Annotated in this window: 14 protein-coding genes; 6 read left to right on the top strand and 8 right to left on the bottom strand. The window is 60.6% G+C overall.

The window, feature by feature from the left end; genetic code table 11:
- Positions 1-162: 162 nt before the first annotated feature.
- Positions 163-1,491, bottom strand: coding sequence for a tRNA (N6-isopentenyl adenosine(37)-C2)-methylthiotransferase MiaB (gene miaB / locus ACA060_RS25325; RefSeq protein WP_162556250.1), 1,329 nt, complete (start codon positions 1,489-1,491; stop codon positions 163-165).
- Positions 1,492-1,626: 135 nt separating this feature from the next.
- On the opposite strand from miaB, the gene ACA060_RS25320 reads away from it, so the two are divergent.
- Positions 1,627-1,956: a DUF1820 family protein gene (locus ACA060_RS25320; RefSeq protein WP_007894425.1), complete on the top strand. Its 330-nt coding sequence runs from the start codon at positions 1,627-1,629 to the stop codon at positions 1,954-1,956.
- Between the two features lie 179 nt (positions 1,957-2,135).
- Here ACA060_RS25320 and ACA060_RS25315 read toward each other — a convergent pair whose 3' ends face one another.
- From ACA060_RS25315 to ACA060_RS25300, 4 genes are all read right to left on the bottom strand, one after another.
- Positions 2,136-2,690, bottom strand: coding sequence for a tetratricopeptide repeat protein (locus tag ACA060_RS25315; protein ID WP_109635106.1), 555 nt, complete (start codon positions 2,688-2,690; stop codon positions 2,136-2,138).
- A 226-nt stretch (positions 2,691-2,916) separates the two neighbouring features.
- A complete protein-coding gene (gene hemL / locus ACA060_RS25310) occupies positions 2,917-4,200 on the bottom strand; it encodes a glutamate-1-semialdehyde 2,1-aminomutase (RefSeq protein ID WP_497296237.1) in 1,284 nt (427 codons plus the stop codon).
- 15 nt (positions 4,201-4,215) lie between these two features.
- On the bottom strand, positions 4,216-4,839 hold the full coding sequence (gene thiE / locus ACA060_RS25305; protein ID WP_497313900.1) for a thiamine phosphate synthase: 624 nt from the start codon (positions 4,837-4,839) through the stop codon (positions 4,216-4,218).
- A 32-nt stretch (positions 4,840-4,871) separates the two neighbouring features.
- Positions 4,872-5,669 (bottom strand): hydroxymethylpyrimidine/phosphomethylpyrimidine kinase, encoded by a 798-nt coding sequence (locus tag ACA060_RS25300; RefSeq protein WP_109635101.1) that lies wholly within the window; start codon positions 5,667-5,669, stop codon positions 4,872-4,874.
- Between the two features lie 421 nt (positions 5,670-6,090).
- Between ACA060_RS25300 and ACA060_RS25295 the strand changes: the two genes are divergently transcribed.
- The 4 genes from ACA060_RS25295 to ACA060_RS25280 all read left to right on the top strand — a co-directional run bounded on the left by ACA060_RS25295 (position 6,091) and on the right by ACA060_RS25280 (position 12,531).
- Positions 6,091-8,475, top strand: coding sequence for a hybrid sensor histidine kinase/response regulator (locus ACA060_RS25295; protein WP_497313898.1), 2,385 nt, complete (start codon positions 6,091-6,093; stop codon positions 8,473-8,475).
- A 73-nt stretch (positions 8,476-8,548) separates the two neighbouring features.
- A complete protein-coding gene (locus ACA060_RS25290) occupies positions 8,549-10,198 on the top strand; it encodes an acyl-CoA dehydrogenase family protein (RefSeq protein ID WP_497313896.1) in 1,650 nt (549 codons plus the stop codon).
- A 127-nt stretch (positions 10,199-10,325) separates the two neighbouring features.
- On the top strand, positions 10,326-11,825 hold the full coding sequence (gene amn, locus ACA060_RS25285) for an AMP nucleosidase (RefSeq protein WP_169858286.1): 1,500 nt from the start codon (positions 10,326-10,328) through the stop codon (positions 11,823-11,825).
- Between the two features lie 70 nt (positions 11,826-11,895).
- Positions 11,896-12,531 (top strand): pseudouridine synthase, encoded by a 636-nt coding sequence (locus ACA060_RS25280; protein WP_497313894.1) that lies wholly within the window; start codon positions 11,896-11,898, stop codon positions 12,529-12,531.
- On the opposite strand, the gene ACA060_RS25275 is transcribed toward ACA060_RS25280, so the two are convergent.
- Entirely contained in the window at positions 12,526-12,735 is a 210-nt protein-coding gene (locus tag ACA060_RS25275; protein ID WP_109635094.1) for a DUF2788 domain-containing protein, read from the bottom strand. The two genes, ACA060_RS25280 and ACA060_RS25275, sit on opposite strands and share 6 nt — an antisense overlap.
- Before the next feature lie 203 nt (positions 12,736-12,938).
- Complete coding sequence (locus tag ACA060_RS25270) at positions 12,939-13,418, bottom strand: Lrp/AsnC family transcriptional regulator (RefSeq protein ID WP_007894448.1); 480 nt, start codon at positions 13,416-13,418, stop codon at positions 12,939-12,941.
- A gap of 435 nt (positions 13,419-13,853) precedes the next feature.
- Here ACA060_RS25270 and ACA060_RS25265 point away from each other — a divergent pair, with 435 nt between their 5' ends.
- Positions 13,854-14,870 (top strand): DUF6515 family protein, encoded by a 1,017-nt coding sequence (locus tag ACA060_RS25265; protein WP_497313892.1) that lies wholly within the window; start codon positions 13,854-13,856, stop codon positions 14,868-14,870.
- Here the strand turns inward: ACA060_RS25265 and ACA060_RS25260 are convergent.
- Positions 14,855-15,760 (bottom strand): cation diffusion facilitator family transporter, encoded by a 906-nt coding sequence (locus tag ACA060_RS25260; RefSeq protein ID WP_497313890.1) that lies wholly within the window; start codon positions 15,758-15,760, stop codon positions 14,855-14,857. The two genes, ACA060_RS25265 and ACA060_RS25260, sit on opposite strands and share 16 nt — an antisense overlap.
- Positions 15,761-15,766 lie beyond the last annotated feature (6 nt).

The following is a 15,766-nucleotide window of genomic DNA, read 5'->3' as shown; positions in this document are numbered from 1 at the left end:
TAACGCCAGTGGGCTGGGTGCGAAAGCTCTTAAATAATCCAGCGCCAAACACCGCCCCCCTGTGGGAGCGGGCTTGCTCGCGAATGCGGTCTGTCAGTCACATAGATGTTGGATGTGCCGACGCTTTCGCGAGCAAGCCCGCTCCCAGAGGGGAGATATGGGTTACTGGACCAGTGAGCCCCGCAGCGAGTGCGGCTGTGCGGCATCGATGTGCACATCGGCGAACTGGCCGATCAAGGTCGGATTGTCGCAGCGGAAGTTGACGATACGGTTATTCTCGGTCCGACCTTGCAGCTCGCCGGGGTCTTTTTTCGAATAATCGGTGACCAGAATCCGCTGGATCGACCCGACCATTTGTCGGCTGATCTCGAAACCCTGCTGGTTCAAGCGATGTTGCAGCGCGTTCAGGCGTTCCTTTTTCAACTCTTCCGGCGTTTCGTCGGCCAGATCGGCGGCCGGAGTGCCCGGACGCTGGCTGTAGACGAAGGAGTAGGAGAAGTCGAAACCGACGTCTTCGATCAGTTTCATGGTCTGTTCAAAGTCTTTCTCGGTCTCGCCCGGGAAGCCAACGATGAAGTCCGAGCTGATGCAGATCCCCGGCACGGCGGCGCGCAATTTGCGCAGTTTGGATTTGTACTCCAACGCGGTGTGGTTGCGTTTCATCGCCGAGAGAATGCGGTCTGAACCCGATTGCACCGGCAAGTGCAGGTGTTTCACCAGTTCCGGCACGTCGGCGTGGGCCTGGATCAGGCTGTCCGAGAATTCCAGCGGATGTGAGGTGGTGTAGCGGATCCGGTCGATGCCATCGACGGCGGCTACCACGCGGATCAGTTCGGCGAGATCCGCCAGGCGACCATCGTGAGTGGTCCCGCGATAACCGTTGACGTTCTGACCCAGCAGCGTCACTTCCCGCACACCGTTTTCGGCCAGGTGCATGATTTCGGCAATCACGTCATCAAACGGTCGGCTGACTTCTTCGCCACGGGTGTAAGGCACCACGCAGAACGTGCAGTACTTGCTGCAGCCTTCCATGACCGACACGTAGGCACTTGGACCGTCGATACGCGGCTCGGGCAAATGGTCGAATTTTTCGATTTCCGGGAACGAGACGTCGACTTGCGGCAGCTTGGTGGCGCGCGCGGCGTCGATCATTTCCGGCAGGCGGTGCAGGGTTTGCGGGCCGAAGACCACGTCCACGTACGGGGCGCGATCGCGGATGGCCGCGCCTTCCTGGCTGGCCACGCAACCGCCGACGGCGATTACCATGTCCGGGTTGGCCAGTTTCAGTTCGCGCCAGCGGCCGAGTTGGGAGTACACCCGGTCCTGGGCGCGTTCGCGGATCGAGCAGGTGTTGAGCAGGATCACGTCGGCATCTTCAGCGCGAGCGGTGACTTCCAGGGCCTGATGTTCACCCAGCAGATCGACCATGCGCGAGCTGTCGTACTCGTTCATCTGGCAACCGTGGGTTTCGATGTAAAGCTTCTTGGCCATGGATACAGTCATCACGTGATTCAAAGAACCGCGCATTATAGGGAACATGTCCCCAGGTTCCTACCGCTGTGCGTCCGGCGGCTATGCTATAGTTCGCGCCCTCATTTTTATCCCCTAATGTGTTGCCCGCCCACCATGACCAAACGTGAAGCCCCAATCTACAAGGTGATTTTCCTCAACCAGGGCCAGGTGTACGAAATGTATGCCAAGCAGATCTATCAAAGTGATCTGTGGGGCTTCCTGGAAGTGGAAGAGTTCGTCTTTGGCGAGCGTACGCAAGTGGTCGTCGATCCGAGCGAAGAGAAGCTCAAGGCTCAGTTCGAGGGCGTGGTGCGCAGTTTCGTGCCGATGCATTCGATTGTGCGCATCGACGAAGTGGAACGCCTCGGCACACCGAAAATCAGCGAAGCCCGCGGCGCGGTCGGCAATGTCATGCCGTTTCCGATGCCGATGCCTGAGAAGTAAGCAGGAAAGCTTTTGAAATGAACTGGGTTGTTTGTGGCGAGGGAGCTTGCTCCCGCTGGGGCGCGAAGCGGCCCTAAACTCTGCAAACACCGTTTTTCTGATTCACCGCATTGTTTGACGTTACGACTGCTGCGCAGCCGAGCGGGAGCAAGCTCCCTCGCCACAGGGGCCTGCGTCAATCAGGGCAGTGGCGAAAACGGCGTACGCCCATCGGCGCTCTGCAATTCCATCAGGTATTTACGGAATATTTGCCCCAGCACCTGGGTAGCGACTTCCAGATCTTCGCGCGGCATCTTCTCGGCGACTTCATCCGCCGTATCCAGCGCATCTTCAGCGCCGTTGACCGCGGCCATTTTCAGCACGATATACGCCTGAACGTTATTGGCCGGCACGCCTTCGCCGTGAAAGAACATGGTGCCGAGTTTGAATTGCGCCTGGGCGTGGCCTTGCAGCGAGGCCTTTTCGAAGTAGCCCAGGGCTATTTTGAGGTCGCGCGGGGTGTTTTTGCCGTCGTAGTAGAACTCACCCAACTCGTATTGCGCTTGCGCATCCCCTTCATCCGACGCTTTCTGGCAGGCGGCGAGCGCTTGCGTCAGGTCTTGCGGCTGAGTATTGAGGGTGCAGCGACCCATCGCTGGGATTAACAACGAGTTGCCGCCTGCTTGTGCGAGCGCGAGCAGGGGCTGAAGGAGCAACAGGCAGCCCAGTGCAAGGGCGCGGCCGGTGCGGTTCATGGGAATCGACTTACCTCTGAAGGGCGCGCGGACCCATCGAGGGGATCCAATAAGCGCGCATTATGAAATAAGCAGGGCCAACCTTACAAAGTCTTTACTCGTTTTTCTGCTGCGCGGGGAATATATCGCCCCATTTGCGGGGGATTATTAGCAGAAGCACAGGAATAAAGGGGGAAATCCAGGTGAAAGCTGACGCTGGCAATCGCCAGCGTCAGCGGGCACTGCGTTATTTCAGTGCGGCGAATGCACGTTCGGCGGCATCCAGCGTCAGTTTCAACTCGGTTTCGCCATGAGCGATCGAGGTGAAGCCGGCTTCGAAAGCACTCGGTGCCAGGTACACGCCGCCTTCGAGCATCAAGTGGAAGAAACGACCGAACAGCTTGGCGTCGCTGGCCATCACGTCGTCGAAAGTCACGATGTCATCGGCACCACTGAAGTACAGACCAAACATACCGCCGGCCTGAGTAGTGACGAACGGAATGCCCGCGGCATCGGCGCGCTGTTGCAGGCCATCGAGCAAGCGGCTGGTGTAGTCGCTCAGTTCGTCATGGAAGCCAGGGCGGCTGATCAGGCGCAACGTCGTCAGGCCCGCCGCCATTGCCAGCGGGTTACCGGACAGCGTGCCAGCCTGATACACCGGGCCCAGTGGCGCGATGTGCGACATGATTTCACGCTTGCCGCCGAAGCAGCCGACCGGCATGCCACCACCAATGATCTTGCCGAAGGTGCTCAGGTCCGGCGTCACGCCGAAGTGCGCTTGTGCGCCGCCGAGGGCAACACGGAAACCGGTCATCACTTCGTCGAAAATCAACACCACGCCGTGCTTGTCGCACAGGGTCCGCAGGCCTTCGAGGAAACCAGGTGCCGGCGGTACGCAGTTCATGTTGCCGGCCACCGGCTCGACGATGATGCAGGCCACGTCCTGGCCAACGTCGGCGAGCATGGCTTCGACCGCGTCGATGTCGTTGAATGGCAGAGTCAGGGTGTGTTTGGCGAAATCCGCCGGCACACCGGCCGAGCTCGGCACGCCTTGGGTCAGGGCGCCGGAGCCGGCCTTGACCAGCAGGCTGTCGGAGTGACCGTGGTAGCAGCCCTCGAACTTGATGATGTTGTCGCGACCGGTGAAACCACGGGCCAGACGGATGGCGCTCATGGTCGCTTCGGTGCCGGAGCTGACCATGCGCACCATTTCCATCGACGGCACGATCGAGCAGACCAGGTCGGCCATCTCGGTTTCCATCGCGGTTGGGGCACCGTAGGACAAACCGTGTTCCAGTTGTTTGCGCACTGCGTCCAGCACGTCCGGATGGCTGTGGCCGAGAATCATCGGGCCCCAGGAGCCAACGTAGTCAACATAACGCTTGTCGTCTTCGTCGGTGACGTAAGCGCCTTCGGCGTGTTTGAAGAACAACGGTGTGCCGCCCACGCTTTTGAACGCACGAACAGGCGAGTTCACGCCACCGGGAATGTGTTTCTGGGCATTGGCAAACAGGGTTTCGGAACGAGACATGATCGGGCTCTCAAATCAGATTTTCAGTAATTCGTTGAAGGCGCGGGCGCGGCGGGTCACTTCAGCCGTGCTGTCGGCGCCAAACAGGCCATGCACCACCGCCAGCAAGTCGACCCCATGGGCCGCCAGCGGCGCGGCGTTGTCCAAGGTGATGCCGCCAATCGCGCAGATCGGCAGGTGCAGTTTGCTGCGGGCCTGGTCGAGCAGTTCAAGACTGCAGGTCGGGGCGCCGGGTTTGGTGTTGGAATTGAAGAAGCGACCGAAGGCGACGTAACTGGCGCCTTCCTTGGCCGCTTGCTCGGCGAGTTCGAGTTGCGCGTGGCAGGTTGAACCGATGATCGCCTGACGGCCGAGTAACGCGCGTGCCGGTGTCAGCGGACCATCGGTCTGACCCAGGTGTAAGCCGACGTTCAAGCGAGCGGCCAGTTCGGCGTCGTCGTTGATGATCAAATGAGTCTTGTAGCGATCACACAGATCGCGCAGGGCTTCGGCCTCACGTAAACGTCGGGCGTCGTCGCTGCTTTTGTCGCGGTATTGCAGCAGGGTGACGCCGCCTTCCAGCGCCGCTTCCACGTACGAGAGAAATTTACCGGCCAGCAACTGGCTGTCGGTAATGGCGTACAGGCCACGTAGTTTCATCGGACAAGCCTCACCGCAGTGCGAATAGAAAGTTACGAACAGAAATCCAGCGGCAGGCGACGCGGCACGAACTGGCCTTTGCCCAACTGCTCGGCATCACGCAGGGTACGCCAAGTGTAGTCAAGCGCGGTCTGCACGGCGCTGGCGAGGTTTTCACCCTGGGCCAGTCGACCGGCCAGGGCGCTGGCCAAGGTGCAGCCGGAACCGTGATAGCTGCCGGGCAGGCGCTGGCAGGTATAGGTTTCGCGCAGGCCTTCGCGGCTGTACAGGCGATTGTGGATTTCGTGTTCGTCGCCATGACCGCCGGTGATCAGCAGGTGTTTGACGAACGGCAGGAGTTTTTCAGCGCACTCGTCCGCGGTGCCTTCGGGCAGTTCGGCGAGGATGCGGGCTTCGGGAAGGTTGGGGGTAGCGATGATGGACAGGGGCAGCAGGCGTTCGCGCATGGCGTAGCCGACTTCATCCTTGCCCAGGCGTCCGCCGCCGCCGGCGCGCAGCACCGGGTCGCAGACCACCGGCAAATGCGGGTGCGCCGAGAGCAGTTCGACGACGGTGTCGACCATCTCCAGGGAACCGAGCATGCCCAGCTTCACGGCAGCGACTTCGGAGTCGTTGAGCACGGCATTGGCCTGGGCCAGCACCCACTCGCGGTCGAGCACGCGAAAGTCAGTGACGTTGACCGTGTCTTGCACGGTCAGGGCGGTGACGGCCGGGGCCGCATGACAACCCTGGGCGAGCAGGGCTTCGATATCTGCCTGCAAGCCGGCGCCACCACTTGGGTCGTGGCCGGAGAGACAGAGGACAACGGGGCGAGAGCTGTAGATATTCATGGTGCGCGAGCTTACCACCAGTCGACCAACGAGTCATGGGAGTGACTTGTAGCAGCTGGCGAAGCCTGCGTTCGGCTGCGAAGCTGTCGTAAAACCTGAGCGCGCGGTCTGAATGATGCATCGCATCGTCTGAATTCACGACTGCTTCGCAGCCGAACGCAGGCTTCGCCAGCTGCTACAGGAATGTGTAAAGCGGCCGATGCCTTGTCACGCGCTGACAGCATAAACAGATCTGCCTCAATCATGCCGCTGGAACGCCCGTACTAGAGCCTTCGCAGGAAAAATTTCAATGGTGCTCAATGGCCATCAACGGCTATGCTAGAGTGGATCCAAACCAATAACAGGTAATACCGGTTTTACGTCTACTCAAAGGGAATGAGGGGCTTCCTGAGATAACCGGACAGGCCACGCTGGGGCTTAAATGCGCTATTTGCTGATGTTACTGTTGTGCTTGCCCCTAATGGCGAGCGCCGTCGAGTTCGATGAATTCACCCAGAGCCTTCCCCTGGGCCGAGCCCTGCAGGTGTACGAAGACGCGGGCGGTCAGGCGACCATCGCCGATGTTCGTGCGCAAGCCGCGGCCGGAAACTTCAAGCCCCACGATAAAGCCACTCTCAACGCCGGTTACTCGCGTTCGGTGTTCTGGCTGAAAATCGATCTGCATTACCGCCCGACCAATCCGGCGGCGCAACGGACCTGGCTGCTGGAACTGGCCTATCCGCCCCTCGATCACCTCGATCTCTACTTGCCCGATGCGGGCGGTGACTATCGATTGGCCCGGCAAACCGGCGATGCGTTGCCGTTTGCCACGCGCGAGATCCGCCAGAACAACTACCTGTTCGATCTGAATTTCACCCCTGACCAGGCGCAAACCGTGTACCTGCGCCTGCAGAGCGAAGGGTCGATCCAGGCGCCGGTCACCTTGTGGTCGAGCACCGCTTACCTCGAAGAACAACCGGTCCGCCTGTATGTGCTGGGGCTGATCTATGGCGTGTTGTTGGGAATGCTGGTCTACAACCTGTTCATTTACCTCAGCGTGCGCGACACCAGTTACCTCTATTACATCTTTTACATCGCTTCATTCGGCCTGTATCAGCTGTCGGTGAACGGCGCGGCCGTGGAGTATTTCTGGCCGGACAACCCCTGGTGGGCCAACGCCGCGACGCCGTTCTTCATCGGGTGCGCAGGCCTGTTCGGCAGCCAGTTCGCTCGCAGTTTCTTGCAGACGGCCAGCCACGGTCGCTGGCTCGACCGTTTACTGTTGGCCCTGGTGGCGTTCAGTGCAGTGGTGATCGGGTTGTCGTTGATGGCCAGTTACGCGCTGGCCTTGCGTCTGGCGACAGCCTTGGCGCTGGTCTTCACCGTGGTGATCTTCATCGCCGGGCTGTGCGCCTGGTTGCGTGGCCTGCGGGTGGCGCGGTATTTCATCATTGCCTGGTCGGCTTTCCTGCTCGGCGGCATCGTCAACACCATGATGGTCTTGGGTTACCTGCCCAACGTGTTCCTGACCATGTATTCCAGCCAGATCGGTTCGGCCATCGAAGTGGCGTTGCTGTCCCTGGCCCTGGCCGACCGCATCAACGCCATGCGCGAGCAGCAGGCGCAGACGCTGTTCGATGCCGGTCAGAAGCTCGAAGTGCTGAACCAGCAACTGGCCCACAGCAACAAGCTCAAGGACGAATTCCTCGCCACCCTGACCCACGAGTTGCGCACGCCCATGAACGGTGTGATCGGTTCGCTCGAGTTGATGCAGACCGTCGAGATGGACCCGGAACTGGAGCAATACCAGCAAACCGCCGCCGGTTCTGCGCGGGACATGATGCGCATGGTCAACGGCATCCTGACCCTGACGGAATTGCAAGCCGGCAAGCTCAAGGTCAGCTCGGCAACGTTCAGTCTGCGCGGCGTCGTCGAGACCTTGCGCGCGCAGTTCGAAGGCAATGCTGCAAGCAAGTCGCTGGACTTCAAAGTGGAAGTGACGCCAGGCCTGCCGGATCGCTTGAACGGTGACAGTGCCAAGCTGGCGCAATGCCTGGAATGCCTGCTGGACAACGCCATCAAATTCACCCGGGTCGGCGGGCTGGCCCTGCGCGTCACGGGCAAACCGGTGGAGAACGGTCGGGTGTCGGTGTCGTTTGCGGTGATCGACACCGGCATCGGCTTCACCGATCTGGGCGAGGCGACGATGTATCAGCGCTTCTTCCAGCTCGACGGTTCAATGACCCGCGAATACGGCGGCCTGGGCGTTGGCCTGGCGATCTGTCGCCAACTGGTCGAATTGCTCGGCGGACGCCTGACCCATCGGTCCGAGCCCGGCAGCGGCAGCCGCTTCCAATTGGATGTCGAGTTCGAACTGCCCGTGGTCGAGCGGCCGGCCGTGCCCATGATGACCCGCGAGTTTCCTCGTCTTCGATTGCCCCAGGACTGCACGGTGCTACTGGTGGATGACAACAGCATCAATCAATTGGTGATGCGCGGCATGTTGCTCAAACTCGGATTCCGGGTGCGCGCCACCGACGGTGGCGCTGCCGCGCTTGATCTCTTGCAGCGAGAAACCTTTGACGCGGTGCTGCTCGATTGTCAGTTGCCGACGCAGGGTGGCACCTCCCTGTGCTGCCAGATCCGCGCCTTGCCGGGCTGCGCCGAGTTGCCAGTGTTCGTGATTGCCGTGAGCGCCGATCGGGAGCGCTGCCCGACTGGCGCCTTGATCGACTACCTGAGCAAACCGGTGAAATTCGAGGATTTGCAAGCGGCGCTGTATCGGCGGGTGCTCTGTTCGGGGCAAGGCGAAAGCGCCGACATTTAGGCAGGTATGACACTTTGTTCGGCCAGGGGGCGGTGCTTAACTGAAGTCCTTGGCTGACCAAAGGAGCCCCGTCATGAACCTGCATCAGTTCGCCGAAACCCACGAAGTCACCAACCAGCCACCGTCGCTGGACGGCACCAACCTCTACCGCATCGACCTGCCTTTGCAGGAGTGGTCGCGGCGTTTCGGGGCCGGTTGGGCCGAGTCGCGGATCGACGCGTATGGCGCACTGGCCGGCGGGCCGCTGATGGAAGCAGGGTTTCTGGCCAATCAGAACAAACCGGTGTTCGTCAGCCATGACCGCTACGGCCATCGCATCGATCTGGTGGAATTTCACCCGGCGTATCACGAGTTGATGCGCACGGCGGTCGAGCACGGGTTGACCTCGTTGCCCTGGGCGCATCCGCAGCCCGGCGCGCATGTGGCTCGCGCGTCCATGACCTACCTGCACAGCCAGGCCGAAGCAGGTAGCGGTTGCCCGCTGACCATGACCTTCGCCAGCGTTCCGGCGATGCGCCTGCAACCGGATCTGGCCAAACAATGGCTGCCGAAAATCCTCTCCACTGAATACGACCCGCGTAATGTCGGTATGGCGCACAAGGCTGGCGTTACCATCGGCATGGCGATGACCGAGAAACAGGGCGGCACCGACGTGCGGGCCAACACCACCAAGGCGTACCCGGTTGGCGCCAGTGGTCCGGGCCAGGCCTATGAGTTGGTGGGTCACAAGTGGTTCTGTTCCGCGCCGATGTGCGATGCGTTCTTGACGTTGGCGCAGACTGACAAGGGTTTGACCTGTTTCCTGCTGCCGCGCCATCGCCCGGACGACACGCGCAACCAGTTCTATATCCAGCGCCTGAAAAACAAACTCGGCAACTGCTCCAATGCGTCCAGCGAAGTGGAATTTCGCGGTGCGCTGGCGTGGATGGTCGGCGAAGAAGGGCGCGGGGTTCCGACCATCATTGAAATGGTCGCGATGACTCGTTTCGATTGCATGGTCGGCTCCAGCTCGCTGATGCGTCAGGCGCTGACTCAGGCCAGCCATCACTGCGCTCACCGCAGGGTCGGCGGCAAGTTGCTCAGTGAGCAGCCATTGATGCAGAACGTTTTGGCCGATCTGGCGCTGGAAAGCGAAGCGGCCCTGGCCTTGAGCCTGCGCATGGGCAAGGCGCTGGATCATCTGGATGACAGCCATGAAGCCAAATTCGCCCGACTGGTGACGGCGGTGGGCAAGTACTGGATCTGCAAGCGCGCGCCGGCAATGATCAATGAAGCCGCCGAATGCATGGGCGGTGCGGGCTATGTCGAGGAAAGCATCCTGCCGCGTCTGTACCGTGAGGCGCCGGTCAATTCGACGTGGGAAGGTTCCGGCAATGTGCAATGCCTGGACGTGCTGCGAGCGTTGTCGAAGGAGCCGGGTGTGCTTGATGTGTTGTTCAGCGAGTTGGGTGATGGTCATGGCGATAAACGCCTGGCCGCGCACATCACTCAGTTGCAGACGGCGTTCAAGGACACCAGCGACATTCAATACCGCGCGCGGCAGCTCACCGAAGACATCGCGCTGGGGCTCCAGGCCAAGCTGCTGCTGGAGGCCGGCAACTCGGCGGTCAGCGATGCCTTCATCGCCAGTCGCCTCGGTTCGGCCGGTCGAGTGTATGGCGCGTTGCCGCGTGGGTTGGAGGTGGAATCGATCGTCGCCCGCTCAACCCCGCAAGGATTCTGATCACATTTTGATCAACACTGCTGAACCTGTGGGAGCGGGCAAGCCCGCTCCCACAGGTTCAAAGGTGTCTCAGAATTGGTGTGCAGCCAACACGCCACTGTTCCCGTGAAGCGATGATGCAGGCAAGATGAAGCTCTGCAAGTCAGAACACAGGATGCTGATCGTGACCGAAGCTTTTATTGTCGTTCAAACCGCCGAGCAAGCCGTGGACCGGCTTGCGCTCTTGCACAATCGTGCAACCACCGCGCTGAACCAGGCGCTCAAGCGTTATCTCAAGGACCGAGTTGAACCGGACGCTGAACAGCGTGCGATGTTTCGTTATCCCGAACTGCGTCTGACCTACCACTGCCAGGGCGAAGTCCCACAGACCACGCGCGCCTATGCCAAGGTTCAGTTGCCCGGAACCTACAGCGTCACCGTCACCCATCCGGCGGCTTTTCGTAAATACCTGTTGGAACAACTCGTGCCGTTGATGCACGACTTCACCGTGACCGTGGAAGTCGGCATCAGCCAGCAAAACATTCCTTATCCGTACGTGGTCGAGCAGGGCGATGAACTGGCCGGCTCCGGTGTCACCGCTGCCGTGCTGGCGCGGGTGTTCCCGAGTACCGACCTGTCGGCCGCGACCGACGGCATTGCCGATGGTTTGTATGATTGGGAAAACACCGATCCTCTGCCACTGGCCCTGTTTGATGCCGCGCGGGTCGATTTCTCCCTGCGGCGTCTGGTGCACTACACCGGCAGCGACTGGCGTCATGTGCAGCCGTGGATTCTGTTGACCAACTACCACCGTTACGTCGATCAGTTCATCGTCCATGGCCTGGAACAGTTGCGCAGCGATCCGCGTTTCGTGCGCATGGTGTTGCCGGGCAACGTGATCATCGAAAAGAGCATGGACCACGGCGAAGCCTCGGCGATTGCCGCCGGTGTGGTGTGGCACCGCTATCAGATGCCGGCCTATCACCTGATCGCCAGCGATGGCCATGGTGTGACATTGGTGAATATCGGCGTCGGCCCTTCCAACGCGAAGAACATCACCGACCACCTTGCGGTGCTGCGTCCGCATTGCTGGCTGATGATCGGTCACTGCGGCGGTTTGCGTCAGTCGCAGACCATTGGCGACTACGTACTGGCTCACGCTTATATGCGTCGTGACGGGATTCTCGACCGCGTCGTGCCGCCGAACATTCCGATTCCGGCCCTCGCCGAAGTACAGATGGCCTTGCAGCAAGCGGCTGCCAACATCACCGGAGAGAAGGGCGACGAGCTGAAGAAACGCCTGCGAACCGGCACCGTGCTGACCTACGACGACCGTAACTGGGAATTGCGCTGGGCTCAGGAACGTCCGCTGATCAACCTGTCCCGCGCCGTGGCGGTGGACATGGAAAGCGGCACCATCGCGGCCCAGGGTTATCGCTTGCGAGTGCCATACGGCACGTTGCTCTGCGTCTCGGACAAACCGCTGCACAGCGAAATCAAACTGCCGGGTTCGGCCAACGCCTTCTATGAGCGCGCGGTCAGCCAGCACTTGAAGATCGGCATCGAGGCGGTGGATCTGTTGCGCACCGAACTCAACTCGTTGCACTCGCGCAAACTGCGTAGCTTCGACGAGCCGCCGTTCCGCTGATTGCGAGATGGCCATTTAGCGGTCAGGGCACTAGCATTAGCAGCCCTGACCGTTAGATGTTGTTTTCCCCATGTCCCGTCCACCGCATCCTCCTTCCCGTCGTCCAGGCGCGAAGCCAGCTCCTTCAGCCCCGCGCCGTGTCGCCAAAGCGCCGCCGGCCGAGCCGAAGCTGATTCTGTTCAATAAACCGTTCGATGTGCTGACGCAGTTCAGCGACGAAGGAGGGCGGGCGACGCTCAAGGACTACATCGAGATTCCGGGGATCTACCCGGCAGGACGGTTGGACCGCGACAGCGAAGGTTTGCTGCTGCTGACCAACGATGGCCAGCTTCAGGCGCGCATCGCCGACCCGAAACACAAATTGGCCAAGACGTATTGGGTGCAAGTGGAGGGCGAGCCGAGCGTCGAGCAGCTGCAGCGTTTGCGTGACGGTGTCGAACTGAATGACGGCATGACCTTGCCCGCCGAGGCGCGGCAACTGGATGAGCCTGAGCTGTGGCCACGCAATCCGCCGGTGCGTTTTCGCAAAAGTGTGCCGACGAGCTGGCTTGAGTTGGTCATTCGCGAGGGGCGTAACCGTCAGGTACGGCGCATGACGGCGGCGGTCGGCTTGCCGACGTTGCGTCTGGTGCGGGTCAGAATCGGCGACTGGACGATCGAAGGGCTCGACCAGGGCCAGTGGAAGGAAGTGCCGGCGCGCTTATAACGCGCCGGATTCGATCAGGCCGATCACCACGCTTTTGATCACGAACGCGGCCACGCCCAGACCCAGTACGGAGAACAGGATGACCGAGCCAAAGCGTCCGGCCTTGGATTTCTTCGCCAGATCCCAGACGATGAAACCCATGAAAATGATCAGGATGCTGACCAGTCCAGTCATCATCCACTCTTCGAATACGGCAGGATCCATTGAGTTTCTCCAGCGCGGGCGGGGCTAAAAGGCGCTGGAGTATACGGCATGGGGCAGGGGTGGAGGATTGACCTGCGGCAGTGTGTCGCAGCTATTCGTCGCCTGTGCCGGCCCCTTCGCGGGCAAGCCTCGCTCCTACGGATTTGTGTGGATCACGAGCTACCACAATCCTGTAGGAGCGAGGCTTGCCCGCGAAGGCGTACTTAGCTGCGCAGATGGGTTAAAGGTAGCTCGGTACTATTGAGCACCTGATTCAACACAAAACTCGAACGAACGCTGGTCACCCCTTCAATCCGGGTCAAATGCCCCAGCAGCAATTTCTGATAATGATCCATGTCGGGCACGACAACTTTAAGCTGATAATCCGCATCCATCCCCGTCACCAAACTGCATTCCAGCACCTGCGGCAACGTGCGGATCGCAGCTTCAAAGTTCTCGAAACGCTCCGGCGTATGTCGGTCCATGCCGATCAGTACGTAGGCCGTGAGGCTCAATCCGAGCATCTTGCGGTCCAGCAGCGCCACCTGACGGGTGATGTAGCCGTCGTCTTCCAGTTGCTTGACCCGGCGCGAGCAAGGCGAAGGCGACAGGCCGATGCGTTCGGCCAGCTCCTGGTTGGAGATGCGCGCGTCACGCTGCAATTCCGCCAAAATGCTCAAGTCGTATCGGTCGAGTTTGCTCATCAATCAGGCCTTTGTCATAACTATTGCGGCAGATTATCTATCCAGGGTTAAAAATTGCGCAAGTGATGTTTAATTGAGCAATCTTCGCAATCCTCTGCCGGCGCCCGCGGCCTATTCTTATCACCAGAATCACTGCTCGGACAAACAGTCCACAGCTGCTCGCCGAATCAGGCCAGCGGCGGCCGCCACCCCCACAGGGGATGTGCCGGCCCCCGAGCTACACACTGTCCAGAAGACGGCGTGAGGTGAGCCGACGTCATAAGCGTCGAGCACGGACGAAGTTATCTAAGGGAGGCCGACGGGTCTCCCTTTTCTTTTGCCTGGAATTTGAGAACTGCCCTCAATAAATAAGTTGCGCGACTGATAACCTGTTGCAGAACCGCCCTGTCCTTTCCCAGTCTTACGTACAGGCCCTAACCCGCAGTGAGGAAAAGCATGAAGTCGCGCATCTGGCGTTTGGCCGGTGTTGGTTTGCTGTGTATGAGTGTCACTGCGCAATCGCTGGCCGATGATCAGCAAAACCGTGGCCCCGATGGCGGGCAACGCGGGTCGGATGGTCATCAGGGCAACGATCGGGGGCATGGCGGCAATAATCAGCCGCGCCCGCAGAACAACGACATCATTCGTGGCGACAACAGCCGCCAGTTCGAACACAACGGCCAGAATCAGAACAATGGCCAGTGGCAGAACCGTCAGCAGCCCAACTACAACAATCCTGTTCGTTCACCACCGCCTCCACCGCAGCTACCGGCCAATGACCTGCCGATCCAGAGTCGCCCCGACACCGTGCGCCAGACCCAGGAGCCGCAGCGTGGTTATTATCAGGACGTTCCACGACGCAACGATTACAACCAGCACTGGCAGAACAACGGTCCGCGTCCCGATGATCGCCGCTGGGCCGGTCGCCCGGACGGGCACGGTAATGGCTGGGGGCCCGGCCCGCAGTATCGCCCGGGTCATGTGATTGACCGTTTCCCGGACCGTGACTACCGCGTGCCTTATGGCGGTCGGGATTATTTCTATTCCGGCGGCTACTGGTATCGTCCACAAGGCCCGCGTTATGTGGTGGTTCAACCGCCGCGCGGGATTCGGGTCAGCTACTTGCCTGACTACGCGCGTGAGGTGTGGATCGGCGGGGCGCTGCTGTTCCTGGCGGCGGGCTCGTATTACGCCTATCAGGAAAACACTCAGGACTACGTGGTGGTCGAGCCGCCGGTGCAAATGCAGCCGCAGCCGGTCAGCAACAGTTACGACGTAGAAGCCTATCCGGCCAACGGCCAGTCGCCGGAACAGGTCAATCAGGACGGTTATGAGTGCTATCAATACGCGGTCCAGCAGAGCGGCTTCAATCCCCGGACGGCCACCTACCAGCCTGATCCGTCAGTGGTGCAAGCCTACCGCCAGGCTCAAGGCAATTGCCTGAGCAGTCGCGGCTATCAGGTTTCATTCTGAGTCTTTGCCGCCAGCACCACTTCCTGCGGGTCGGCGTGCACCAGCACTTCGGCTCGCGGGTAAGCGGCGTGAATCGCATCGGCGGCCTGATCGCTGATGCCGTGAGCGACTGACAAGGTCAAGTCCCCCGGCAACTCCAGATGCAACTGCACGAACCACTGATTGCCGGAAATCCGCGTGCGCAGGTCATGCGCGCCCAACACCCCCGGTACGCCACAGGCCAGCTCAAGCATGTGCTGGCTGACATCCGGCGGCAGCTCCTCATCCATCAGCACCGTAAAACTTTCCCGGGCGATCTGAATCGCGCTCCAGAAAATATACGCAGCGATTCCCAAGCCGAACCAGGGGTCGACCTGATGCCAGCCAAATCCGGCCAACACCAGCGCCAGCAGAATGCTGCCATTGAGCAACATGTCCGAGCGGTAGTGCAGGGAGTCGGCGCGCACCGCATTTGATCCGGTGGCCTTGACCACCCGATGTTGCAACATCAGCAACGCCAAGGTGAGCGCCAGGGAAAACACAATCACCCCGATGCTGATCCACGGCGCGCCCACCGGTTCCGGATGTTTCAGCCGCTCGATCGCCTGCAAAGAAATCAGCACCGCACTGCCGCCAATGAACAACGCCTGAGCCATGCCCGCCAGCGACTCGGCCTTGCCATGCCCATAACGGTGATCGTCATCGGCGGGGCGCAAGGCGTAATGCACCGCCAGCAAGTTGAGCAAGGACGTGACGCCGTCGAGCGTCGAATCGGTCAACCCGGCGAGCATGCTCACCGAACCGCTCAACCACCAGGCGATGGCTTTGGCGACGATCAGCGTACACGCCACGGCCACCGAGGCACGGGTCGCCAGCCGCAGCAGGCGGGCGTGTTCGGAGCTGGAGATCATAGGTGC

The organism is Pseudomonas sp. LBUM1671, assembly GCF_059695685.1.
The sequence above is the reverse complement of the archived record's forward strand: the minus strand, read 5'-3'. Positions and strand labels throughout refer to the sequence as shown.

Excerpts from the sequence above, each read along its gene's own strand:
- ACA060_RS25315 (WP_109635106.1), bottom strand. The coding sequence starts at position 2,690 with ATGAACCGCACCGGCCGCGCCCTTGCACTGGGCTGCCTGTTGCTCCTT.
- ACA060_RS25260 (WP_497313890.1), bottom strand. The coding sequence starts at position 15,760 with ATGATCTCCAGCTCCGAACACGCCCGCCTGCTGCGGCTGGCGACCCGT.
- miaB (WP_162556250.1), bottom strand. The coding sequence starts at position 1,491 with ATGGCCAAGAAGCTTTACATCGAAACCCACGGTTGCCAGATGAACGAG.
- amn (WP_169858286.1), top strand. The coding sequence starts at position 10,326 with ATGAAGCTCTGCAAGTCAGAACACAGGATGCTGATCGTGACCGAAGCT.
- ACA060_RS25280 (WP_497313894.1), top strand. The coding sequence starts at position 11,896 with ATGTCCCGTCCACCGCATCCTCCTTCCCGTCGTCCAGGCGCGAAGCCA.
- hemL (WP_497296237.1), bottom strand. The coding sequence starts at position 4,200 with ATGTCTCGTTCCGAAACCCTGTTTGCCAATGCCCAGAAACACATTCCC.
- ACA060_RS25265 (WP_497313892.1), top strand. The coding sequence starts at position 13,854 with ATGAAGTCGCGCATCTGGCGTTTGGCCGGTGTTGGTTTGCTGTGTATG.
- ACA060_RS25270 (WP_007894448.1), bottom strand. The coding sequence starts at position 13,418 with ATGAGCAAACTCGACCGATACGACTTGAGCATTTTGGCGGAATTGCAG.
- ACA060_RS25295 (WP_497313898.1), top strand. The coding sequence starts at position 6,091 with ATGCGCTATTTGCTGATGTTACTGTTGTGCTTGCCCCTAATGGCGAGC.
- ACA060_RS25300 (WP_109635101.1), bottom strand. The coding sequence starts at position 5,669 with ATGAATATCTACAGCTCTCGCCCCGTTGTCCTCTGTCTCTCCGGCCAC.
- ACA060_RS25290 (WP_497313896.1), top strand. The coding sequence starts at position 8,549 with ATGAACCTGCATCAGTTCGCCGAAACCCACGAAGTCACCAACCAGCCA.
- thiE (WP_497313900.1), bottom strand. The coding sequence starts at position 4,839 with ATGAAACTACGTGGCCTGTACGCCATTACCGACAGCCAGTTGCTGGCC.
- ACA060_RS25275 (WP_109635094.1), bottom strand. The coding sequence starts at position 12,735 with ATGGATCCTGCCGTATTCGAAGAGTGGATGATGACTGGACTGGTCAGC.
- ACA060_RS25320 (WP_007894425.1), top strand. The coding sequence starts at position 1,627 with ATGACCAAACGTGAAGCCCCAATCTACAAGGTGATTTTCCTCAACCAG.